At 65.0% G+C, this 23,315-nt stretch carries 19 protein-coding genes; 9 read left to right on the top strand and 10 right to left on the bottom strand.

The features are described from left to right. Window positions 1-36: 36 nt before the first annotated feature. The gene (locus H2509_RS09700; RefSeq protein WP_182164745.1) at window positions 37-1,212 is read left to right on the top strand and encodes a citrate/2-methylcitrate synthase; all 1,176 of its coding nucleotides are present in this window, start codon (window positions 37-39) and stop codon (window positions 1,210-1,212) included. Here the strand turns inward: H2509_RS09700 and denD are convergent. From denD to H2509_RS09725, 5 genes are all read right to left on the bottom strand, one after another. Beyond that, complete coding sequence (gene denD, locus H2509_RS09705; RefSeq protein ID WP_182164747.1) at window positions 1,209-2,186, bottom strand: D-erythronate dehydrogenase; 978 nt, start codon at window positions 2,184-2,186, stop codon at window positions 1,209-1,211. The genes H2509_RS09700 and denD overlap by 4 nt on opposite strands. 89 nt (window positions 2,187-2,275) lie before the next feature. Beyond that, window positions 2,276-3,115: an isocitrate lyase/PEP mutase family protein gene (locus tag H2509_RS09710; protein ID WP_182164749.1), complete on the bottom strand. Its 840-nt coding sequence runs from the start codon at window positions 3,113-3,115 to the stop codon at window positions 2,276-2,278. A gap of 122 nt (window positions 3,116-3,237) precedes the next feature. Next, entirely contained in the window at window positions 3,238-3,519 is a 282-nt protein-coding gene (locus H2509_RS09715; RefSeq protein ID WP_182164751.1) for an SCP2 sterol-binding domain-containing protein, read from the bottom strand. A 168-nt stretch (window positions 3,520-3,687) separates the two neighbouring features. Continuing rightward, a complete protein-coding gene (locus H2509_RS09720) occupies window positions 3,688-5,487 on the bottom strand; it encodes an IlvD/Edd family dehydratase (protein WP_182164753.1) in 1,800 nt (599 codons plus the stop codon). An 87-nt stretch (window positions 5,488-5,574) separates the two neighbouring features. Further along, on the bottom strand, window positions 5,575-7,806 hold the full coding sequence (locus tag H2509_RS09725) for a heavy metal translocating P-type ATPase (protein WP_182164755.1): 2,232 nt from the start codon (window positions 7,804-7,806) through the stop codon (window positions 5,575-5,577). A gap of 308 nt (window positions 7,807-8,114) precedes the next feature. Between H2509_RS09725 and H2509_RS09730 the strand changes: the two genes are divergently transcribed. The 7 genes from H2509_RS09730 to H2509_RS09760 all read left to right on the top strand — a co-directional run bounded on the left by H2509_RS09730 (window position 8,115) and on the right by H2509_RS09760 (window position 15,945). After that, window positions 8,115-9,728: a GMC family oxidoreductase gene (locus H2509_RS09730; protein ID WP_182164757.1), complete on the top strand. Its 1,614-nt coding sequence runs from the start codon at window positions 8,115-8,117 to the stop codon at window positions 9,726-9,728. Beyond that, on the top strand, window positions 9,725-10,105 hold the full coding sequence (locus tag H2509_RS09735) for a winged helix-turn-helix domain-containing protein (RefSeq protein WP_182164759.1): 381 nt from the start codon (window positions 9,725-9,727) through the stop codon (window positions 10,103-10,105). The genes H2509_RS09730 and H2509_RS09735 overlap by 4 nt, the downstream gene beginning before the upstream one ends. A gap of 36 nt (window positions 10,106-10,141) precedes the next feature. After that, on the top strand, window positions 10,142-10,906 hold the full coding sequence (modA, locus tag H2509_RS09740; protein WP_209001890.1) for a molybdate ABC transporter substrate-binding protein: 765 nt from the start codon (window positions 10,142-10,144) through the stop codon (window positions 10,904-10,906). A gap of 7 nt (window positions 10,907-10,913) precedes the next feature. Further along, window positions 10,914-11,612, top strand: coding sequence for a molybdate ABC transporter permease subunit (gene modB / locus H2509_RS09745; protein WP_182164764.1), 699 nt, complete (start codon window positions 10,914-10,916; stop codon window positions 11,610-11,612). Next, window positions 11,609-12,694 carry a molybdenum ABC transporter ATP-binding protein gene (modC, locus tag H2509_RS09750; RefSeq protein ID WP_182164766.1) on the top strand — a complete coding sequence of 362 codons (1,086 nt, stop codon included), beginning with the start codon at window positions 11,609-11,611 and terminating at the stop codon, window positions 12,692-12,694. The genes modB and modC overlap by 4 nt, the downstream gene beginning before the upstream one ends. A 66-nt stretch (window positions 12,695-12,760) precedes the next feature. Then, a complete protein-coding gene (locus H2509_RS09755; protein ID WP_182164768.1) occupies window positions 12,761-14,581 on the top strand; it encodes a sensor histidine kinase in 1,821 nt (606 codons plus the stop codon). A 20-nt stretch (window positions 14,582-14,601) separates the two neighbouring features. Beyond that, window positions 14,602-15,945 (top strand): sigma-54-dependent transcriptional regulator, encoded by a 1,344-nt coding sequence (locus H2509_RS09760; RefSeq protein WP_182164770.1) that lies wholly within the window; start codon window positions 14,602-14,604, stop codon window positions 15,943-15,945. Between the two features lie 12 nt (window positions 15,946-15,957). Here H2509_RS09760 and H2509_RS09765 read toward each other — a convergent pair whose 3' ends face one another. Beyond that, window positions 15,958-16,422, bottom strand: a complete 465-nt coding sequence (locus tag H2509_RS09765; protein WP_182164836.1) for an Lrp/AsnC family transcriptional regulator — start codon at window positions 16,420-16,422, stop codon at window positions 15,958-15,960. A 135-nt stretch (window positions 16,423-16,557) separates the two neighbouring features. Here H2509_RS09765 and hppD point away from each other — a divergent pair, with 135 nt between their 5' ends. Further along, on the top strand, window positions 16,558-17,670 hold the full coding sequence (gene hppD, locus H2509_RS09770; protein WP_182164772.1) for a 4-hydroxyphenylpyruvate dioxygenase: 1,113 nt from the start codon (window positions 16,558-16,560) through the stop codon (window positions 17,668-17,670). 674 nt (window positions 17,671-18,344) lie between these two features. Here the strand turns inward: hppD and H2509_RS09775 are convergent. From H2509_RS09775 to otsB, 4 genes are all read right to left on the bottom strand, one after another. After that, on the bottom strand, window positions 18,345-18,683 hold the full coding sequence (locus tag H2509_RS09775; RefSeq protein WP_182164774.1) for a hypothetical protein: 339 nt from the start codon (window positions 18,681-18,683) through the stop codon (window positions 18,345-18,347). A gap of 636 nt (window positions 18,684-19,319) precedes the next feature. Then, window positions 19,320-20,675: an alpha,alpha-trehalose-phosphate synthase (UDP-forming) gene (locus tag H2509_RS09780; protein WP_182164776.1), complete on the bottom strand. Its 1,356-nt coding sequence runs from the start codon at window positions 20,673-20,675 to the stop codon at window positions 19,320-19,322. Between the two features lie 90 nt (window positions 20,676-20,765). Beyond that, on the bottom strand, window positions 20,766-22,562 hold the full coding sequence (locus H2509_RS09785; protein ID WP_182164778.1) for a glycoside hydrolase family 15 protein: 1,797 nt from the start codon (window positions 22,560-22,562) through the stop codon (window positions 20,766-20,768). Continuing rightward, a complete protein-coding gene (otsB, locus tag H2509_RS09790; RefSeq protein ID WP_182164781.1) occupies window positions 22,549-23,301 on the bottom strand; it encodes a trehalose-phosphatase in 753 nt (250 codons plus the stop codon). The genes H2509_RS09785 and otsB overlap by 14 nt, the downstream gene beginning before the upstream one ends. Between the last annotated feature and the right edge of the window lie 14 nt (window positions 23,302-23,315).

Here is a 23,315-nt window from a genome sequence, read left to right on the forward strand (position 1 = left end):
CTTGAAATCGTCAATATTGATAAATACAATCAACTCATGAAATCGCCCATCTACCTTTCCGCCGGCGAGGCGTCCACCGAGCTCGGCGTTCGCCAGGCGACGCTTTACGCCTATGTCAGCCGCGGCCTGATCCGCTCCATCCCCGGTCCCGGCCGCCAGCGGCGCTACCACGCCGAGGACGTTCGCGCGCTTCGCGACCGGCGCGACGCCGGCGAGCCCTCCTCCGACAAGTCAGGGGCAACGGGGCCCTTGCTTGAAACGCAGCTCACGCTGATCACCGAACAGGGCCCGGTCTATCGCGGCCAGCCGGCGGTGAAGCTTGCCCGCACCTCAAGCCTGGAAGCCGTCGCGACCCTGCTTTGGGACTGCACGGACGATCCATTCGCGAACCCCGCCCCCCAGGCGCCCGAGATGACGATCCCGGACCTGCGCCCCCTGGAGCGGGTGATGATGGCCTTTGCCGCATGGCCCGCGATCGACAGGGCCGCCTTCACGCTTTCTCACCGTCTGCTGATCGAAAAGGGCGCTGCCCTTCTGCGCGCCGGAATCGGCGCCCTGATCGGCGAGGCGCCAAGTTCCGACCCGGTTCACCTGACACTCGCCCGCGGCTGGAATGTCGTCGATCCGAAAGCCATCGACCTCATCAGAGCCGCTCTCGTCCTTTCCGCCGACCACGAATTCAACACCAGCGCCTTCGCCGTACGCTGCGCCGCCTCGACGCGCGCGCCGCTGCATGCGGCCCTGATCGCGGGCCTTGGCGCATTCTCCGGCCCCCGCCACGGGGCGGCTTCCGAACGCGTCGGGGCATGGCTGGAGAAGATCGGGAGTGCGGACGACATCGAGCCGGTCATGCAGGAATTGCTTATTCGCGGCGAGGAACTGGCCGGCTTCGGGAACGTGATCTACGAAACCCGCGATCCCCGCGCAGCCTGTCTTCTGGAACTGATCGCCGAAGGGAATTTCGACCATCCGCTTGCCGGCCTGCTGCCGCAGATCATTGCGACGGCCGATGCGCTTTTCGGCAAGGCGCCGAATATCGACTTTGCCTTCGCTGCAATCCAGCGCCTGCTGAAGCTGCCGGCCCATGCCGGCATGTCGATCTTCTGTGCCGGGCGGCTCACCGGCTGGATCGCCCACGCGCTGGAACAATACCAGCGCGCCGACCGCATCCGGCCTCGGGCGATCTATACGGGCGAGCGGCCGCGAAGCTAGAGCCTGATGCCTTCATCCTCGATATAGGCCCGCACGATCTCCTCAAAGCTCTTGTCCGCCTTGAAGCCGAGCCCCTTCGCCCGACCCGCATCGAAGCTGCGCGGCCAGCCGGCGACGATCCGGCGGATCGTCGCGTCCGGCTCGCGCTTTATGAGCCTTGTTCGTTCCGGGCCGGCGAGTTTTGACAGGGTGTCGATTTCCTCCTGCACCGTCACCGCGAGGCCCGGCATGGTCAGGCCGCGATCCGCGCCGATCCTGTCGCTGTCGATTTCCGCCGCATGCAAGAGGAAGCCCACTGCGGCCCTCGGACTCGCCATCCAGTGCAGCACGTCCGTCTCTACCGGCAGGATCGCCTCCTGACCGTTCAGCGGTTCGCGGATAATACCGGAGAAGAAACCCGAGGCAGCCTTGTTGGGCTTGCCCGGCCGCACCACGATGGTCGGCAGGCGGATGCCGACGCCATCGAGAAAGCCGCGCCGCGTGTAGTCCGACAGAAGCAGTTCGCAAATCGCCTTCTGTGTGCCGTAGGAGGTCAGCGGCGTGCGGTGAAACGTATCGGCGATCATTTCCGGGAAGGGGGCGCCGAAGACGGCGATCGACGACGCGAAAACGAGCCGCGGGTGGTAGCCGTCGCCGGCAAAACGGATCGCCTCAAGCAGAAGCCGCGTCCCGTCGAGATTGATCCGATAGCCCTTCTCGAAATCGGCTTCCGCCTCGCCGGAAACGATGGCGGCGAGATGAAAGATCACGTCGGGCGCGTGCGCGATCAGCCGCTCGGCTTCGCCGGGCGCGGAGAAATCCGTGGCGATGCTCGTCACCGGCAGGGCGAGACCCGCCGGATGTTCCGGCTCCACCACATCGGCAAGCGTCAGTCGTGTGATCGTCTTTCCGGCCACCTGCCCGTCGGCGACGAGACGCTCCACCAGCTTGCGCCCGATCATCCCGGCCGCGCCGATCACCAATACGTGGCTCATTTCCACCCGCCTCCTGAAGCATGTCGAGCAGGAAGGTTATGGCAGGCGGCGATGACGCGAAAGCGGCATTCGGTCCTTCTCCGGCATAATCAGGCCTGTTCTCTCCCGCGCATGAAACGGCCGATCTCCCGCGCGCCGGCAACATCGCTGAAAAGGCCTAGGTCGCCCGTTTCCGCGAGAGCTTGCGCCGCCGTGTAGAACGCCCCGAAGGCGACCCTCGAAAGCCCGGCGCCGATGGAGACCCGCGTGACCCCGAGCACTGACAACTCGGCCAGCGAATAGGAAAGCCCCGCCCGGCCGCCGAGGAAATTCAGCTTCGCCGGGACTTCGCGCAGCACTCGCCCGATATGTTCGCGTTTCGTCAGCAAGGGCGCGTAGACCAGATCGGCACCGGCCTCGGCATAGGCCCGCAATCGCCGGATCGTTTCGTCAAGATCCTCGTCGGAACGAATGGGGGCTTCGGCGCGCGCGGTGAGCACGAAATCCGCAGCAAGCGCCTTCCTGGCAGCCACCCCGGCGCGGATTCGCTCAACCGCATGATCGAACGCGTAGAAGCCGCCTTCCGGTGTCTGCGACAGATCCTCTATCGAGCAGCCGGCAAGACCGACCTCGATCGCCCCGCGAATCGTCTCGGCAACATCCTCCGGCGCATCGCCGAAACCGTTTTCCAGGTCGCCGTTGACGGGGATATCCGTATTCGCGACGATCTCCTGCGCATGCGCCAGCGCCATATCCCGGCTCACCAGTCCCATGACATCGCCAACGCCCTGGGCAAAGGCAAAGCCCCAGCTCGTGGTCGCGATCGCCTTGAAGCCAAGCCCCTGCAGTATGAGCGCCGTTCCAACGTCGTGCGGGTTCGGCATCAGGAAGGCTTCGCCCTTCTCGTGCAGGGCGCGAAATGCAGCTCTTTTTTCGGCGTGGCTCGGCATCGAGATTTCCTCCGGTCTTTGGAGGAAAGCTATAGCCTGGATGAAAAACGCAAAGTGCCAGGAAGCAGCAAAAACGCCGGACCAAGGGTCCGGCGTCGATCAATTTCGCGATTTTCAAACTCTCAGACGATGCTGCCGAGTTTCATGGCGACACCCATGTCGCCCTGCACCTTGATCTTGCCGGTCATGAAGGCGGCGGTCGGGTTCAGCTCGCCGGCAATGAGATCCTTCAGGTTGTCCAGCGAGATCTGGATCGTGCAATCGGCGTCGGCATCTTCATTCGTGACGGTCGAGCCCTGAATGAAGATCACGCCGTCGCTGCCGCAATCGAACTTAACGGTCTCGTCGATTCCGCCGCCAGCGACCTTCTGGCGAACCTTTTCCGTAACATCGGCAATCGTCATTGCGTCCTCCGCTTGATTTTCCGCTGCCGGGGAGCATCGGGCGTCCTCCGGCCCGGCGGAACAGCGTCCGCCGCAACGCCGGCAAGATTGCTGACCATTACGTAAAGGTCAAGCACCGGCGTACCGGAATTTTCCTGCCTCGCCCTTCCGGGAAGGCAGGACCACGCTTTAGTGATTGTCGCGCGGCAGACCGCTTGTATGCGCCACGTCTCGATATTTCACCGCCGGCTTGAGCACCATGCCCTTGTCGAACTGGTCGACGATGGCGCGCTGGATTTCCTGCCACGGCGTCTGGCTCGCCGGGTAAGGGAAACCGCCCTTCGCTTCCAGATCGGCGCGCCGCCTGGCAAGTTCCCCATCGGAAATGAGGATGTCCGCCGTGCCCTTCTTCAGGTCGATGCGCACGCGGTCGCCGGTCTGGATCAGGGCCAGGCCACCCATGGCGGCGGCTTCCGGGGACGCGTTGAGAATCGACGGCGAGCCGGACGTTCCCGACTGGCGGCCATCGCCGATGCAGGGCAGCGAGTGGATGCCGCGCTTCAGAAGCGCCGCCGGCGGCTGCATGTTCACCACCTCGGCGCCGCCCGGATAGCCGATCGGGCCAGTGCCGCGAATGAAGAGCATGCAATGCTCGTCGATCGCGAGTTCCGGATCGTCGATCCGGTGGTGATAATCCTCCGGCCCCTCGAAGACGATAGCGCGACCTTCGAAGGCCTCCGGGTCGTCCGGGTTGGAAAGGTAGCGCGCGCGGAACTCGTCGGAGATCACGCTCGTCTTCATGATCGCGCTGTCGAAGAGATTGCCCTTCAGGTTGATGAAGCCGGCCTTCTGCATCACCGGCGAGGCGACCGGGCGGATCACCTTCGTGTCGAGATTTTCGACGTCGCCGCAATTCTCGCCGATCGAGCGCCCATTAACTGTCACCGCATCCGGATGCGGCAGGAGGTTCGCCTTCATCAGTTCGGCGACCACCGCCGGCACGCCGCCGGCATGGTGATAGTCCTCGCCAAGATATTCGCCGGCGGGCTGCAGATTGACGAGAAGCGGAACGTCGAGGCCCACCCGCTGCCAGTCGTCATTGTCGAGTTCGATGCCGAGATGGCGGGCGACGCCGTTCAGGTGGATCGGCGCGTTGGTCGAGCCGCCGATCGCCGAATTGACGACGATGGCGTTCTCGAAGGCCTGACGGGTCATGATGTCGGAGGGCTTCAGATTCTCCCACACCATGTCGACGATCCGTTCGCCGGTCCGATAGGCGATCTGGCCGCGCTCGCGATAGGGCGCGGGGATCGCGGCCGAGCCGGGCAGCTGCATGCCCAGCGCCTCGGCCAGCGAATTCATCGTCGTCGCCGTGCCCATGGTATTGCAATAGCCGACGGAGGGCGCCGCCGAGGCGACCAGATCCATGAAACCTGGATAGTCGATCTCGCCGGAGGCGAGCAACTCGCGCGCCTTCCAGACGATCGTGCCCGAGCCGGTGCGCTCGCCACGATGCCAGCCATTGAGCATCGGGCCGACGGAAAGTGCGATTGCGGGGATGTTCACCGTCGCAGCCGCCATCAGGCAGGCCGGCGTCGTCTTGTCGCAGCCGATCATCAGCACCACGCCGTCGATCGGATAGCCGTAGAGCACCTCCACGAGACCGAGATAGGCAAGGTTACGGTCGAGCGCCGCCGTCGGCCGCTTGCCGGTCTCCTGGATCGGGTGAACCGGGAACTCGAAGCAAATGGCGCCTGCGGCGCGGATGCCCTCACGCACGCGCTTGGCCAGTTCCATGTGATGGCGGTTGCAGGGCGAAAGATCCGACCCGGTCTGGGCGATGCCTATGATCGGCTTGCCCGACTGTAGCTCCTCCCGCGTCAGGCCGTAGTTCAGGTAGCGCTCGATATAGAGCGTCGTCATGCCCGGATTGTCAGGATTGTCGAACCAGGCCGCTGAACGCAATGGGCGTCGTCCCGTGTTGGTCATGCTCTTTCTCCATGCCGATCCGGCATCATACCAGCTTCAGTGCCGTCCGGCTTCTGTAGCAGGCTCATTTGTACGATTAAATAGCATTTATTGACGATCGGCCTTCGGCTTCCATCTCGCGAGCAATCCGGCATTGGTCACCACGGATACGGAGGAGAGCGCCATGGCCGCTCCGGCGACCGCCGGCGTCAGCAGTCCGAAGGCGGCCAGAGGAATGCCGATGACATTGTAGATGAAGGCCCAAAACAGGTTCTGCCTGATCTTGGCGACCGTCGCCCGCGACACTTCAATCGCATCCGCGACCAGCTCCGGCCGGGCCCGCATCAGCGTGACGCCCGCCGTTTCCATTGCCACATCCGCGCCCGACCCCATGGCGATACCGACATCCGCCGCCGCCAGGGCCGGCGCGTCGTTGACGCCATCGCCCACCATGGCGACGGTCTTTCCATTCCTGCGCAGCTCCTCGATCTTTTCCGCCTTGCCTTCGGGCGGCACTTCGGCCGCCACTTCGTCGATACCGATCTCCTGGGCAACCGAACGGGCAACGACGGCACTGTCGCCGGTCAGCATGATCGACTTCAAGCCGAGATCCGCCAGGCGCTTCAGCGCTCGCGGCGTTTCGTCGCGCACCGTATCGGCCATGGCGATGACGCCGACCACCCGGCCGGCGACCGCGACGATCGCACAGGTCTTGCCTTCCGCTTCGTAGGTGCGGGTGATTTGCCCTGCCATGAAGCGGTCCACCCCCTGCTCGTCCATCAGCCGTCCGTTGCCGATCAACACCGTCTCCCCGGCCAGTTGGGCAACGATGCCGCGCCCCGCAACCGCGCGGAAGGACGACGGCTCCGACAAGGGAAGATCCCGCGTTTCCGCCTCGCGGATCATCGCCTGCGCAAGCGGATGCTCGCTGGAGGTTTGCGCGGAGGCCGCAATCCGAAGCAACCTGTCCTCATTGCGGTCGAAAGCCTTGATGTCGGTAACGGCGGGCTTGCCCTCCGTCAGCGTACCGGTCTTGTCGAAGACGATCGTGCCGACCTTGTGCGCGATCTCCAACGCATCGATGTCGCGGATCAGGATGCCGGCACGCGCGGCCGCACCCGTTCCCGCGACAAGGGCCGTCGGCGTTGCCAGCCCGAGCGCACAGGGACAGGCAATGACGAGAACGGCCACCGCCGCACCCACGGCTTCATTGATGCTGCCGCCGAAGACGAGCCACGCGGCGAAGGTCGCGACCGCGACCGCAACGATGATCGGAACGAAGATCGCCGATATGCGGTCGACCAGATGTTGCACCGGCGCCTTGCCGGTCTGGGCCGCCTCCACCAGCCGGATGATCCGGGCAAGCGTGGTGTCGTCCTCAATCGCGGCCGCTTCCACGGTCAAAGCGCCCGAACCGTTGATCGTGCCGGCGATAACGTCGTCGCCTTCGCTCTTTGCCACCGGCAGGCTTTCGCCCGTCACCAGCGATTCGTCGAGTTCGCTCTCGCCCTTCACAACCACACCATCAACGGGCACCCGCTCGCCCGGACGCACGAGAATGCGATCCTTTACCTCGAGTTCCGACACGGGCACCGTTTCGATGCCTTGCGGCGTGATCCTGTGCGCAACATCGGGCCGCAGTGCCATCAGCGCCCGAATGGCGGACGTCGTGGTCCGTTTGGCCCGCATCTCCAGAAGCTTGCCGAACAGGATAAGGGTCAGGATGACGGCGGACGCCTCGAAGTAGAGGTGCTGACCATGATGAGCCGAGCCGCTCGCCACCAGATAGAGGCTGTATCCATAGGCGGCGGAGGTGCCCAGCGCGACCAGCACGTCCATGTTGGCTCCGCCGCCACGCAGCGCCTTGAAGGCGCCCACATAGAACCGCCTGCCGGCGAAGACCTGCACCGGCGTTGCCAGGGCAAGCTGGACGAGGACGGGAAGGGCAAGATCGACGCCGAATGGCGATGCGATCATCGGCGCAATGAGCGGGAGCGAAAGTGCAGCAGAAAATATGAGCAATACCAGCGTCTTGCGCTCTGCGGCGCGCGCCTTGGCATCCATTTCGTCGGTGCCGGCCCGCCTCGTTCCCCTGGACTTGCGGCGCTCCGTCGCCCCGTAACCTGCGCGTTCGATGGCCGCGATCAGGCCATCAGCATCGACACCCTCCGCAACCTCGATTTCGGCCGTCTCAAGCGGAAGATTCACTGCGGCATGTTCCACGCCCGGCACTCTGGAGAGCACCTTCTCGATGCGGGCGGAGCACGCCGCGCAGGTCATTCCCGTAACATCCAGGCGAACGAGTTTCGTCCGCTCCGTCAGATCATGCGCCTCCGACATGGGAGGACCTCCATAACGTTTCAGGGCCGGGAGCTTCGTGGCCTTCGCGCCATTCGATGCCCCCTGCTTGTTTCGATTTGGTATCCAGATGGAGCTTCCAGTCAATGGAAGGTCAAGGCCCCGACCCACAGCTTGTCTGCTTGCGGTTCGATCGGCGGCGTGCCCGCACTTGCCATTTCCCCGGCGGGGCGGCATCGTTCGGCGCGTTTGAGACGTGGCCGCGGGCGGCCTGGTGCGTCAGCATGCCAACCCGTGCAAACAATAACATTATCCCCGGCACGAGGTGAACGGGGGTCGTGGGGGAAGATATGCAGGCTCTCGGGCATTTCGATTATATCATCGTCGGCGCCGGATCGGCTGGCTGCGTCCTTGCCAATCGCCTCAGCGCCGATCCGGACATCAAGGTGCTCGTGCTCGAAGCAGGCGGCAAGGACGACTATATCTGGATCCACATTCCGGTCGGCTATCTCTACTGCATGGGCAATCCGCGCACCGACTGGGGCTTTTCCACCGCTCCGGAACCGGGCCTCAACGGCCGCTCCCTGAATTACCCGCGCGGCAAGGTGCTCGGCGGCTGCTCGGCCATCAACGGCATGATCTACATGCGCGGCCAGGCGGCCGACTACGACCGCTGGCGGCAGATGGGCCTTGCCGGCTGGGGCTGGGACGACGTCCTGCCGCTGTTCCGAAAAGGCGAGGATCACTACGCGCTCGACGACGAATTCCACGCCAGAGGTGGCGGCTGCCGGGTGGAGGAGCAGCGGCTTTCCTGGGAAATCCTCGATGCCTTCCGCGATGCCTGCGAGGAAAACGGCATTCCCAAGATCGCCGACTTCAATCTCGGCGACAATTTCGGGTCGGCCTATTTCCAGGTCACGCAGACGAGCGGCATCCGCTGGACGGCCGCGAAGGGATTCCTCAAACCGGCGATGAAAAGGCCGAACCTGACCGTCGTCACCGGCGCGCAGGTCTCCCGCATCCGCATGCAGGACGGCAGGGCGGTCGGCCTCGACCTGACAGTGAACGGCGAGCCGGCGCGGGCCGATGCCAGTGGCGAGATCATTCTCTCTTCCGGCGCTGTCGGCTCGCCGCAGATTCTTGAGCTGTCGGGCATCGGCAACCCGCAGATCCTCGGCAAGCACGGCATCCAGACGGCAGTCGCCAACCCTGCAGTCGGCGAAAACCTGCAGGACCACCTGCAGATCCGGACAATCTTCAAGGTCAGCAATGCGCTGACGCTGAACCAGTTGACCAATTCGCTCGCCGGCAAGGCGAAGATCGCCCTCGAATATGCGCTGAAGCGGTCCGGACCGATGTCGATGGCGCCCAGCCAGCTCGGCGTCTTCGCCCGATCCGACGATTCGTTCGAAACGCCGAACGTCGAGTATCACATCCAGCCCTTGTCCCTCGACCGCTTCGGCGAACCTTTACATTCCTTCCCGGCGATTACCGCCAGCGTCTGCAACCTGCGGCCCGACAGCCGCGGCCATATCCACATCGCCTCGGCCGATCCCCGCAGTCAGCCGGAAATCCGCGCAAACTATCTTTCCGCCGAAACCGACCGGCGTGTGGCCGCGGATTCGATCCGCCTCACCCGACGGATCATGGCATCGAAAGCGCTGTCGAAATACGAGCCGGTCGAGCACCTGCCCGGTTCGCGAGTCCACACGGACGAGGATCTGGCCAAGGCTGCCGGGGATATCGGCACCACGATCTTCCACCCCGTCGGCACCTGCCGGATGGGAGCGGATGAAGCCTCCGTCGTCGACGAAAGGCTGCGCGTGCGCGGGATCGGCGGGCTTCGGGTCGTCGACGCCTCGGTCATGCCGACCATCACCTCCGGCAACACCGCCGCGCCCACCATGATGATCGCCGAGAAGGCATCGGAGATGATCCGCGCCGACCGTCGGGCAGGCGCGTGAGCGCGGGCTTCCCGAAATTGCGGCTGCGCGCCGTGCTGGCGCCAGGCGTGGCGCTCGGCCCGGGCAAGGCCGACCTCCTGGAAGGCATTCGCGATACGGGATCGATTCGTGCGGCGGGCCGCCGGCTTTCCATGAGCTACAAGCGTGCCTGGACGCTGGTCGGCGAACTCAACCGCGGCTTCGACACACCGCTCGTCGAAACCGACAAGGGAGGTGCCGGCGGTGGCGGCGGTGCGAGACTGACGCCCTTTGGCGAGGATGTCCTCGGTCGGTTCCGCGCCGCCGAACAGGCGCTTGCCGCAGCCGCCCTTCCCGAGCTTTCGCCCTTGATCGAGAGGGTGATTTCGCCTCTTGATCCGCCACGGGGCGACGGCTAGGTTCGATATGTTCTATTGAACATATCGAGATCCGCGATGACCTTGCTGCGTTCACTCCTTCTGCCCCTGATAGCGTTGGCAAGTCTTTCCGGCAGCCCGGCATCCGGCGCGGAAAAGCTGACCGTGTTTGCCGCTGCAAGCCTGAAGGACGCCCTTGAGGCCGCCGGGGAAGCCTACGCTTCGACGACCGGCACCCGGATCGTCTTCTCCTTTGCCGGCACCTCCGCGCTGGCCCGGCAGCTTGAGGCCGGCGCGCCGGCGGATCTGTTCTTTTCCGCCGACCAGCACTGGATGGACCATGTCGCGCGGGCCGGCGCCGTCGATCCCGCGACGGTCGCTATCGTCGCGACCAATTCGCTCGTTTTCGTCGCCCCCGGGAACCAGGCCTCTCCTCTCGCGCTTGATAAACATGCCATTGACGCAAGGCTCGGCGGCGGGCGGCTCGCCATAGGCGAACCCGACAGCGTTCCCGCCGGCCGCTATGCCAGGGAAGCCCTGACCAATCTCGGCCTGTGGAGCGCCGTCGAGGCGAAGCTTGCGCCGATGGAAAACGTTCGCATCGCGCTTGCCACCGTTGCGCGAGGTGAAACGCCGCTCGGCATCGTCTATGCTTCTGACGCGGCTGTGGAGGACGATGTTGCGGTTGTTGCGAGTATTCCCCGCGACAGCCATCCGGCAATCGTCTATCCGGCGGCGGCGACATTCGAAGCCCAGGAGGGCGCAGTGGATTTCATCGCCTTCCTGAAAGGGCCGGAAGGCCGGAAGGCGCTGATATCCGCCGGCCTGCAACCCGTGGACTGACGACACCGTGCCAAGCCTAGATCCGGCCGAATGGCAGGCCCTCAGTCTGACACTCAAGGTCGCGGCAACGGCGCTTATCGTCACCCTGCCGGTCGCCATCCTTGCCGGCTACGTATTGGCGCGGCTGAGATTCCCCGGCCACGGCATCCTCAACGGGCTGATCCATCTGCCGCTCGTTCTTCCTCCCGTGGTCACCGGCTACGTGCTGCTGATCCTGTTCGGCAGGCGCGGTCCGATCGGTTCCTTCCTGGAAGAAACCTTCGGCATCACCTTTGCCTTCAACTGGACGGGTGCGGCGCTCGCCGCCGGCGTGATGGCGTTTCCGCTGATGGTGCGCCCGATCCGCCTTGCCATCGAGGCGGTGGATCCGAAGCTGGAAGAAGCCGCCGCCACGCTGGGCAGCCCCCGCGTCGTCGTTCTCGCCGTCGTCACCTTGCCTCTTGCCCTGCCCGGCATCCTTGCGGCGGCGATCCTCGGCTTCGCCAAGGCGATGGGCGAATTCGGTGCAACGATCACTTTCGTTTCCAACATTCCCGGCGAAACCCGTACGCTCGCGCTTGCCCTGTATACGGCAACGCAAACCCCGGACGGTGAACTGGCCGCGTTTCGCCTGACGATCCTGTCCACCGTCGTCGCCTTTGCCGCGCTGATCGCCTCCGAGGTCGTGGCCCGAAGGCTCGCGCGTGCCGTGAAGGGGGGCGCATGATCGACATATCGATCCTCGGCCGCGCCGGCGATTTGCCGATTGCCGCGGATTTCCACTCCAGCGAGGGCGTGATGGCGCTCTTCGGCCAGTCGGGCGCCGGCAAGTCGACGATTACCAAGATGATCGCCGGCCTGATCCGCCCGGATGCCGGCCGTATCGCCATCAACGGCGATACGCTCTTCGACAGCGGCAAGGGTATCGACGTTCCGGTGCGCCGGCGCAGGATCGGCCATGTCTTTCAGGAGGCGCGCCTGTTTCCGCATCTGAGCGTGCGTTCCAACCTCACGTTCGCCCGCCTCGCCGGCAGGCGTATCGAACCGGCCGCATTCGACGAGGTGGTGGAGCTGCTTGGCATCGCGCCGCTGCTCGCCCGCCGACCCGGATCGCTTTCCGGCGGCGAGAAGCAACGCGTGGCGATCGGCAGGGCGCTGCTTTCCTCTCCCCGGGCGCTTGTCATGGACGAGCCGCTCGCTTCGCTCGACCCGGGCCGCAAGGCTGAAATCCTCCCTTTTCTCGACCGGCTGTGCCACGAGTCCCGCATCCCGATCATCTATGTCAGCCATGCGCTGGAGGAGGTGGCGCGCCTTGCCGACACGCTGACCATCGTCTCGCAGGGCAGGACCGTGGCGACCGGCCCGATCGCCGAGATCATGACGCGGCTTGACCTGGGGGTGGCGACAGGGCGGCACGAGGCCGGCTCCATCATCGAAGGCAGGGTCGTCGGCCAGGACGCCGACTGGGGCCTGACCACCCTTTCCGTCGAGGATCAGCTCCTGCAGGTTCCCTCCCGCGAAATCGCCGTGGGCGCCACGGTGCGCCTACGCATCCGCGCCCGCGACGTTTCCATCGCCATCGGCGCCACCGACGGCTTGAGCATCCGCAACCGTCTGTCGGTGTCCATCGAGGCAATTACCGATGAAAGCGGCCCCTATGCGGAATTGCTTTGCCGCGTCGGGCGCCAGCCGCTGCGCGCTCGCCTCACCCGCGCATCCGTCGCCGATCTCGATCTCCACCCCGGCAAGACCGTCACGGCGCTGATCAAGACCATCGCCATCGACCGCCGCGAGATCACGGGCGTATAGAACCCGCCGCGAGGGTCGGCCTTCGTGAGGGATGCGCACAACGTTCAAAGGCTTTAGATTGGCCCGATGCGCCGACTGTCGAAGAAGAACCGCCAGAACCTCGTCCTGACCGCGATTGCGCTTTGCGCCGCGATCGCGATCGCGGTGGTCTCCTTCGTTACCTTCGTCACCGGCGAAAAACTGTTCCTGGACGAAATCCGCACCAGGGCGCAGGCGACGCTGGCGGTTCAGGCCGCGACCCTCGACCGGCATCTCGACAAGTTCCGCCTGCTGCCGCCCCTGCTTGCCCAACGCCCCGACGTGCAGGCGATGATCGCCCTGCGTGATCCGGTCGGCGGCGAGCGGGTCGCCGCGATCGTCGCGGCCATGTCGGGCGCGCGGGAAGTAGTCTTTCTCGACGCGCTCGGCCGGCCGCTGTCGTCTTCCGCCTGGGCCGGCCGCAATCTGTCGCCGCAGCCGCTTCCGGCATTTCCCGCCGCCTTCGCCGAAGCGATGGAAGGCCGTCTCGGACGCGAGTTACTGCCGGGCGATGCCGCCTCCACGGCGAGCTACGTCTTTGCCTCAGCGGTCAGGACCAATGGAATCGAGGTCGGCGTCGTCGCCGTGCGCGTCGACCTGGCATCGGTCGAGCAGGCCTGGGCGCTGAGCAAGGACCCGCTGGTCGCCACCAACGAGGCCGGCGAGATCATCGTCACCAATCGCCCCGAATGGCGCGGCCGCAGACTTGTCGACATCACGGCGCGCCAGCCGCGCGGCAGGGTGCCGCCGACACCGGAAATCAGTTTCCAGCGCTCGCCGCGCTCCGGCTTCAGCCTGATCCGTCTCGACGACGGTCGCGAGACGCTCAACGCGCTTCACCTGTCCCAGCCCCTGACCGTGCTCGGCTGGAGCGTCGGCACTTTCTTCGACACCACGCTTGCCCATTCGCAGGCGGAGAAGGCAACGATCATCGCCCTTCTGGCCTGCCTGCTTATTTCCGGCGTCGGCTGGGTGGCGCTCGAACGCCGCCGGGCGACGCTGCGCCGCATGCGCGACGACCGGGCCGCCGCATTGCGGCTGGAACGCCGTGTGCGCGAGCGCACCCTGGACCTTTCGGAAGCCAATCGCCAGCTTGCCCGCGAGGTCGAGGAACGGGAAGCCGCCGAAGTCGAGCTGCGCCGCGCGCAGGCGGAACTGGTGCAGGCCGCAAAGCTCGCAACCCTCGGGCGGATGTCGGCCGCCCTGAGCCATGAGTTCAACCAGCCGCTCGCTGCGATCCGCTCCAATGCGGAAAACGCGCAGATCCTGCTGTCGCGCGACATGGGGGCGAAGGCGGAAGGCAATCTTGCCAAGATCATCGCGATGGTCGAGCGCATGGCGGAGATCTCGCGCACCCTGAAGGGTTTCACCCGCCGTGCCGGCACCGAAACCAAGCCGGTGCGCCTCAATTCCGTGATCGACGAAGCCTTGATGCTGCTTTCGCCGCGCATCAAGCGCAGCGAAATCGAGATCGTCATCGAGCGGCCGGCGGGCGATCCCGTCGCGCTCGCAGGCCATATCCGCCTCGAGCAGGTGGTGCTGAATCTCCTCTCCAACGCGCTCGATGCGGTGGGTGATCGAGCCGACGGTATCGTTCGTCTTTCCCTGGCGGAGACCGACGAGCACGCGGTGATCGAGGTCGCCGACAACGGACCGGGCGTGCCGCAGGACGCCATTGCCAACATTTTCGACCCATTCTTCACCACCAAGGAGGTTGGCGAAGGACTGGGGCTCGGGCTTTCCATCGCCTACAAGATCGTCCATGACTTCGACGGCACGCTGACGGTATCGGCAGCGCCGGAAGGCGGCGCCCTCTTTACGGTTCGGCTGCCGCGTTGCGACACCGCGAGCCGCGCCGCGGCGGAGTGAAGGGAACGGAAAGCGAGTTGATGGATCAGGCATCCGTTTTGCTGGTCGACGACGAGGAAGACCTGCGCGAAGCCCTGACGCAGGGGCTTGAACTGCACGGCCACAGGGTCAGGCCGTTCGCCGCCGCGGACGGGGTGACGGAGCATCTCGGCCGCGATTTCTACGGCGTGCTCGTCACCGATATCCGCATGCCCCGGACCGACGGCCTGCAACTGATGCGCACCGCCTTCGAGGTCGATCCCGCGATGCCCGTGGTGCTCATTACCGGTCACGGCGACGTGCCGCTTGCCGTGGAGGCGATGCGGGCGGGCGCCTATGATTTCATCGAGAAGCCCTTTCCCGTCGGCCAGCTGGCGGCCGTCGTCGAGCGGGCGCTGGAAAAGCGCCGGCTGGTGCTGGAAAACCGGGCGCTGCGCGAACAGCTCGGCGCAAGCGGAGGACTGGAGGCTCGGCTGGTCGGCCGCTCCGCCATCATGGAGCGGCTGCGCTCGATGGTCGCCGCACTCGCCTCCACCGATGCCGACGTGCTGATCCTCGGCGAGACCGGCTCGGGCAAGGAAGTCGTCGCCCGCGCGCTGCATGAGGAAGGCGCCCGCCGCAACGGCCCGTTCGTCGCGCTTAATTGCGGCGGACTGCCGGCCGAAATCATCGAATCCGAACTCTTCGGCCACGAACAGGGCGCCTTTACCGGGGCGAGCCGGCAACGTATCGGAAAGCTGGAGCATGCCCATGGCGGCACGGTGTTTCTCGACGAGATCGAATCCATGCCCCTCGACCTGCAGGTGAAACTCCTGCGCGTCATCGAAACACGGACCATCGAGCGTCTCGGCTCCAACAGGACAATCCCCCTCGACGTCCGCTTCGTGGCGGCGACCAAGGAAGACCTGGAGAAAGCCGGCAACGAGGGCCGCTTCCGCAAGGATCTTTTCTATCGGCTCAACGTGGTGACGCTCGGGGTCCCGCCCCTGCGCGACCGCAAGGAAGACATTCCCCTTCTCTTCCATCACCTGGCCCGCGAGGCCCGTGCCCGCTATCGGCGCGAGATTCCCGACACGCCGCGCAACTTCATCGAGAAGCTGATGGGCCGCAACTGGCCCGGCAACGTGCGCGAATTGCGCAACGTCGCGGACCGCTTCGTGCTCGGCCTGGAGACCGGCGAGGAGGATGCGGATGCCGGAACCGCAAACGGCTCCACCCTGCCGGAGCGCGTCGGCGCCTACGAACGCTCGCTCATCGCCACGGAACTGGCGCGCAACGAGGGAAGCCTGAAGGCCACCTACGAGGCGCTCGGCATCTCCCGCAAGGCGCTCTACGAGAAGATGAAGAAATACGACCTCGACAAGGATGTCCGGCTGTTCGACTGAACCGGCCCGCGCTCAGTCGAGCGGCAGCAGGCAATCGTCCTTCAGCGTTTCCATCGCGATGAAGGAGCGCACGTTGCGCACCGAATCATGCGGCAACAGGTCGTCGTTGATGAGGGCGCCCAGCGCCTTCAGGTCCTTCACCACCACTTTCAGCAGATAATCCATGTCCCCCGTCATCGTATGAGCTTCCTGCACGGCGGGAATGGCCTTCACGAGCGCCCGGAACCGGCTGGCATTCTGCGGACTGTGCGTGGCCAGCGCCACGCCGATGAAGGCGGTCACCGTGAGGCCGAGGGCTGCCGGATCGAGGTCGGCACGGTAGCGGCGGATGACCTTCTCAGCCTCAAGCCGCTGCCGGCGGCGCGAGACCTGCGAGGCGGACAGGCCGATCCGCTCGCCGATCGCCTGGTTGGTGGCCGAGGCGTCCGCCTGCAACTCCGCCAGCAGCTTCAGGTCGAAACCGTCCATTTCCGTCATGTCGTGCACCATTCAGCCAATCGATGCGAGAATGATGCGCCGGCTAGCCGTTCGGCAAGAGCTTTCTCACGCACATTGCGGTCATCCTGCGCGAAACTGACAGCATCGAGCATTCACCGACCGAGGAGGGTCAAGATGGGTCCGTTTCCGCACGATGCGCCGCCGGCCGTCATTTCCGACAGCAACCCCGCCGGCACCGACGGTTTCGAGTTCGTGGAATTCGCCCATCCCGAAGCCGGCAAGCTGGACGCGCTTTTCCGCCGCATGGGCTATCGGCCGGTCGCCCGTCACAAGACGAAGGCGATCACCGTCTATCGCCAGGGCGACATCAACTACATCGTGAATGCGGAGCCCGGCTCCTTCGCCGCCCGCTTCGTGGAAAAGCATGGCCCCTGCGCGCCGTCCATGGCCTGGCGGGTCGTCGACGCCGACCACGCCCTTGCCCATGCCGTGGCCATGGGCGCGGAGGAATATACCGGCGACGACAAGACGCTCGACGTCCCCGCGATCAAGGGCATCGGCGGATCGCTTCTCTATTTCGTCGATAGATACGGCGCGAAAGGCTCGCCCTATTCGGCGGAATTCGACTGGCTGGGCGACGTCGACCCGAAGCCGGAAGGCGTCGGCTTCTACTATATCGACCACCTCACCCATAACGTCTTTCGCGGCAACATGGACAAGTGGTGGGATTTCTACCGGACGCTGTTCAACTTCCGGCAGATCCATTTCTTCAATATCGAGGGCAGGCTCACCGGCCTCGTCTCGCGCGCGATTACGTCGCCTTGCGGCAAGATCCGCATTCCGCTCAACGAGTCGACCGACGACAAGAGCCAGATCGAGGAATACCTGCGCAAATACAAGGGCGAAGGCATCCAGCACATCGCCGTCGGCACCGACGCGATCTACGATGCGACAGACCGGCTTGCCGATAACGGGCTGAAGTTCATGCCCGGCCCGCCCGACACCTATTACGAACGCTCCCGCGAACGGGTGCACGACCACGAAGAGCCGATCGAGCGCATGACGCGCCACGGCATTCTCATCGACGGCGAAGGCGTGGTCGATGGCGGCATGACGAAAATCCTGCTGCAGATCTTCTCCAGGACGGTGATCGGACCGATCTTCTTCGAATTCATCCAGCGCAAGGGCGACGAAGGCTTCGGCGAAGGCAACTTCCGCGCGCTCTTCGAATCGATCGAGGAAGACCAGATCCGTCGCGGCGTCCTCAAGGCGGATGCGGCGGAGTAACAGGCAGGCCAGCACGAAGATCGACGCGACGTCCGGGATGACACCAGAGTTCCGAGCAAGCGGTTTGCCTGACCGCCGACCTTCGACGTGACGCCCCCCTCTCCCCTCGTCTTCGCCGGGCCCAGTACAGGGAACCGACCCGGCGATCCATGGAAGGTTGCGACGCGTCAAAACGCCGATTGGATACGCGGGTCAAGCCCGCGTATGACGAGCCGAGAGGTTGCGGCAGAAGAGCACCCACAATCTCTGTCATACCCGGCTCGACCGGGCATCCAGTAACCGCCAACGCCGGAGGTCTAGCCTTAGGCGCATGTGTTTACTGGATCCCCGTTTTCACGGGGATGACACCGGAGTGTGGGCAATTCCATGCCCCGATCCTCCGACGTCATCCCGGCCCGCGTGCGCGCAAGCGCATCGCGAGAGCCGGGACCCGGAAATCAGTGCGGGCGAAGCCCGCCCGATAGACAAGGTCGTCATCGCCGGGCCATTGACCGGCGACCCGCCCGCCGCGCCTGGTTGAGGTGCGGGTGGCGCGTGGGGCGAGCGGGTGTCCAACTGGGCCTGGACATGACGATTGCTTCGCCCGTCAGGGCGTGTTTCGTGAATTGGCGGGCACGCCCCTCACCCCAACCCTCTCCCGATCGGGAGAGGGGGCGCAGGAGGCGCCGCCGGCTTCAATCAGCAGCTCCCCAGCCGGAGCGACCGACCATTTTCGGAAGGGCGGTCCCCACGCGCTCTTCACCTTTCCCATGTGGGGCTTCACCTCTCCCATGTGGGAGAGGTCGGCGCGTTAGCGCCGGGTGAGGGGATAGATGCGCAGCCCCCTCGACAGGCGGCGTATGGTGCTTGTCGGCGAGGGTAAGCTCGTAGCGGCGCAGGCGGTAGTCCAGCCATGCATTGACTAAGGCGATGGTGGTGATGCCGAAGGCAGTGACGCCCATGGCCTTCACCCAGTCAGCTGTCGAGCGCCAGGTGGTCAGCAGATCCGCAGCGAAGTTGTAGCCATCGGCCATGGCTTTCCTCCCCGAATGAAACGGTGAACGCCAGAGGAAGACCTCTGGCGACCGGGGAGCTAGAAAGCCGACACCAGGACGGCCGCGATGGCCTTTCGGGGAGACCCCTTGGACATACGCCATCGCCTCCCCGGCCATAAGGGTTTGGACCCCTGAGGTCGAGGAGGCATCAATACGGCTGATGCCAGCCGCTGGTGTAGGGGTTTCTAGGCCCCCGGACCAGTCCTTTTCACTGGTCCTGCGCGCATTCTATCCTGAGAAATATACGCAGAAAAGCGCAATTCCCGGTTGGTGGCCACATTCATCTTGCGGCATGTGTTGGCGCCGCATGGATACGCGGGTCAAGCCCGCGTATGACGAGCCGAGGGGCCACGGCAGAGGGGCCACTCACCCTGTCGTGCTTGCGCCAACGCGCCCACACACTCTGTCATGCCCGGATTGACCGGGCATCCAGTAACCGCCAACGCCGGAGATTTAGCCACTGAGGCGGGTGTCTACTGGATCCCCGTCTTCACGGGGATGACATCAGAGTGTGTGGCGGACGGCTGCTACACTTCCGGGCGTCATCCCGGGCGAGTGAGGTGCAGTCGAGTGCCGATCCGGCATCCAGAAATCAGCGCGGGCGTAGCCCGCTCTCTATGAAACACTGGCCTGCCCCCTGCCGTGCGACCGCAGATCATCGAGAACGGCCTTTGCCCAGACGGAAGCGTTTTCGTCGCAGATGCGCTGGTAGAGCTCCTGCCAGCGCTGGCGCCGCTCGTCGAGCGGCATGGCGAGCGCCGTCTGCAGGGCGTTGGCAACCGCTTCCGGCGAATGCGGATTGACGATCAGCGCTTCCGGCATGCGCTCGGCCGCGCCGGCAAACCGCGACAGCACAAGGACGCCGGGATCCTCCGCCCGCTGGGCGGCGACATATTCCTTGGCAACGAGGTTCATGCCGTCGCGCAGCGGCGTGACCAGGCAGGCCCGGCTAGCCCGGTAGATACCGGCAAGGGCCCGGCGGGTGAAGGAGCGCACCAGCAGACGGATCGGCACCCAGTCGAGATCGGCGAAGCGGCCATTGATCCGCCCGCTCAGGCCTTCCAGTTCGCGGCGGATCTCGGCATAGGCATCGACCTCGGAGCGCGACGGCGGCGCGATCTGCATCAGGCTGACGGTGCCCCGGTTTTCCGGGTAATCCTCCAGCAGGCGTTCGAATGCGCGGAACCGCTCCGGCAGTCCCTTCGAATAATCGATGCGGTCGACACCGACGATCTGTCGCTTGCCGGCCATCTGTCTCTCGATCCTTGCCGTATGACGGCGCGCATCCGGCGTCACCGCCTGGCGGGCGAAGCCCTCGGCATCGATGCCGATCGGATAAGCCCTGGCCAGGACCTCGCGCCCTCCGGCGATCACTGCCCCGTCGCCCATTTCCGTACCGCCGATCTCGGTCACGACGAAGCGGCGGAAATTGTCGGCATCCCGCTCGGTCTGGAAACCCACCACGTCATAGGCCAGCATCGCCCGCACGAGACCTTCGGCGCCGGGCAGTCCGGCAAGGATTTCGGGCGCCGGGAAGGGAATATGCAGGAAGAAGGCGATCGGGTTCTCCACCCCCATCGACCGCAGTTCCGCACCGAAGGGAAAGAAATGATAGTCGTGCACCCAGATCAGATCGTCAGGCTTCAGCATCGGGCGCAGGCGCGCCGCGAAACGCTCGTTGACCCTCCGGTAGCCCTCCTCGTAGCGGCGGTCGAATACGGCAAGATCCAGCCGGTAATGCAACACCGGCCAGAGCGCCCGATTGGCATGGCCGGCATAGAATTCGTCATAGTCGGCGCTCGTCATGTCGATACGCGCCATGGTGACGCGGCGCACGGTGTCGAGCTTCATCGAGCCGAAGCTGCCTTCCTGCGAGACGTCCCCGCTCCAGCCGAACCATAGTCCGCCGGTTTCTCTCAACGCATCGACCAGGGCAACCGCAAGGCCGCCCGCCTTGCCGGTATCCTTCAACGGGCCGACCCTGTTCGAGACGACGACGAGCCGCGACTTGCCGATTGGATCTCTCCCTTTTTTCGTTAGAATCGCCTGCCTGCGGCGATCTCAGACCTTGCTCCCCCAGTCCGCGCTGAGCCGCACCGCGCCGTTGATGATGCCGACCATAGAATAGGTCTGGGGAAAGTTGCCCCACAACTCTCCCGTGGCAGGCGTGGTGTCCTCCGAGAGAAGACCAACGTGGTTGCGGCAAGCGAGCATCGTCTCGTAGATCTCACGCGCCTCTTCCTTTCGGCCGATGCGGGCGAGCGCGTCGATGTACCAGAAGGTGCAGATATTGAAGGCGTTTTCCGGCTCGCCGAAATCATCGGCCGCGTGATAGCGAAACAGGTGGTTGCCCTTGCGCAGGGCCGCGCCGATCCTGTCGACCGTGGATACGAAGCGGGGATCGTTCGCCGGCAAAAAGCCCACTTCCGCCATCAGCAGCAGGCTTGCGTCGAGATCGCCACCGCCGAAACTTTCGGCGAAGGCGCCGAGCTCCGCATTCCACGCCTTCTCGCAGATCGTGGCGTGGATCCTGTCGGCCCGCTCCCGCCAGAATGCCTCGCGTCCATCCAGCCCGAACTGCCGGGCGATCTTGGCAAGCCGGTCGCAGGCCGCCCAGCACATCAGCGACGACGAGGTGTGGACGCGGGCGCGCGTGCGCAATTCCCACATGCCGGCATCCGGCTGGTCGTGCATCAGATAGGCGCGCTCGCCCACCTTCTCCAATCGCTCGAAATCGTCGATGCCCGGCTGGTGCAGCAGGCGCTTGTCGAAAAAGGCCTGCGAGGCGCCAAGCACGATATTGCCGTAGACGTCGTGCTGGAAGTGTTCGTAGGCCTGGTTGCCGACCCTGACCGGTCCCATGCCGCGATAGCCCGGCAGGTCGACGAAACGCTCCTCGATCTTCTCCTCCAGCGCAATGCCATAGAGCGGCTGGACGTGATCGCCGCTTGAAATCGAAGCGATATTGTTGAGGTAGCGCAGGTAATTCTCCATCGTCTCCATTTCGGAGAGCGAGTTGAGCGCCCGCACCACGAAGAAGGCATCCCTCAGCCAGCAATAGCGGTAGTCCCAGTTGCGTTCCGTTCCCGCCGCCTCGGGGATGGAGGTCGTGGCTGCAGCGATGATTGCGCCGGTCTCTTCGTAGGTACACAGTTTCAGCGTGATCGCGGCCCGGATCACCGCTTCCTGATAATCGAGGGGAAGGCCGAGGCGGCGCGTCCACAGCCGCCAGTAGAGCACCGTCTCCTCCTCGAAATCGCGGCACAACCTCTCGGGATGGTCGGTCAGGCTTTCGTCCGGCCCAAGATAGAAGGAGAGCGGCCCGTCCAGCAGGAAAGGCGTCTCCATCCGCACATAGGTGATCGAGGCATTGGTGGTGAGCCTCAGGGTCTGCCCGTCGCCGACATAGCGGATGTGGTTGGAGCCGTAGGTGACGTCCGGCTTCGTGGCGCCGTAGTCCATGCGCGGCCGGCAGACGATGCGAATGCGCGGGTGGCCGGCGATCGGCCGCACCCGACGCACCATGCCGGTCGGGCGGAACATGCGGCCGCGCCGGGAAAAGCGCGGCGCGAAATCGGTGATTTCGATGGCGTTGCCGTCGCCGTCGAAAAGCCGCGTCTGCACGACGGCGGTATTTTCCAGATAGGCCTGCTCGCTGCGCACCGCGCCGACGAGTTCGATGGCAAAGCAGCCGTCGCCCGCCGCGCCCCTGGTGCCGAGCAGCGAGTGAAACACCGGATCGGCATCGAACCGCGGCAGGCAGCACCAGACGACGCGCGCCATCCGGTCGATCAGCGCCGTGTAGGTGCAATTGCCGATCATGGCGAGATCGAGCGTCTGCGTATCAGTCCTTGTCATGCGCGCCTTTCCCTGCAAGCCAGGAGTGAACCGCCGCGACATCCGCAAGCCGGTAGCGCGCGACGCTCTCTCCCTCGCCAACCTTGATGCCGAAGCCGCCAAGCCGGTCTGCCGCCGCCATGCCGTCCTCGTCGGTCACGTCATCGCCGATGAAGACGGGCTGCCGGCCGGCGAAGGGCGGCAGCGACAGAAGCATCTCCACGCTCGTCCCCTTGCTCGTATGCTTCGGCTTGACCTCGACGATCATCTTGCCTTCGAGCAGATGAAGCCCGGGCAGATCCTCCAGCAATCCGGCCATGAGATCGCGGGCGAGACCTGCTAGCTCGGGCCGGTGGCGGTAGTGGAGCACCAGGCCCGCGCCCTTGTCCTCAATCACAAGCCCCCTGGCATGTGGGTCGGCCCGCTTCAGCCTTTCGCGAAGCTCCGCCACCTCCGGATCCGCCTCGCGCAGGATCGCAGGTGCGCCGGCAGCTTTCCGAAATTCCAGGCCATGCATGCCGGAACCGGCCAGCCGCAGGGGCGAAAGGAAAGCATCGATCTCACCAAGCCGGCGACCGGATACAACAGCGAGCGCGCCGTCCAGATCATCGTGTCGCCGCGAGAGCAGGCCGGCGAGACCGGGCGCCAGCCGCACGTCCTGCGGCCTTTCGGCGATCTCCACCAGCGTCCCGTCGAAGTCGAGGAACAGCGCAATGTCGCGGGCAAGCGGGGGCGGCTCTGGAATCTTGTTTGGGTGCATTGCGAAAGCCTAAA

It is taken from the genome of Stappia albiluteola (genome assembly GCF_014050225.1).
GTDB lineage: Bacteria > Pseudomonadota > Alphaproteobacteria > Rhizobiales > Stappiaceae > Hongsoonwoonella > Hongsoonwoonella albiluteola.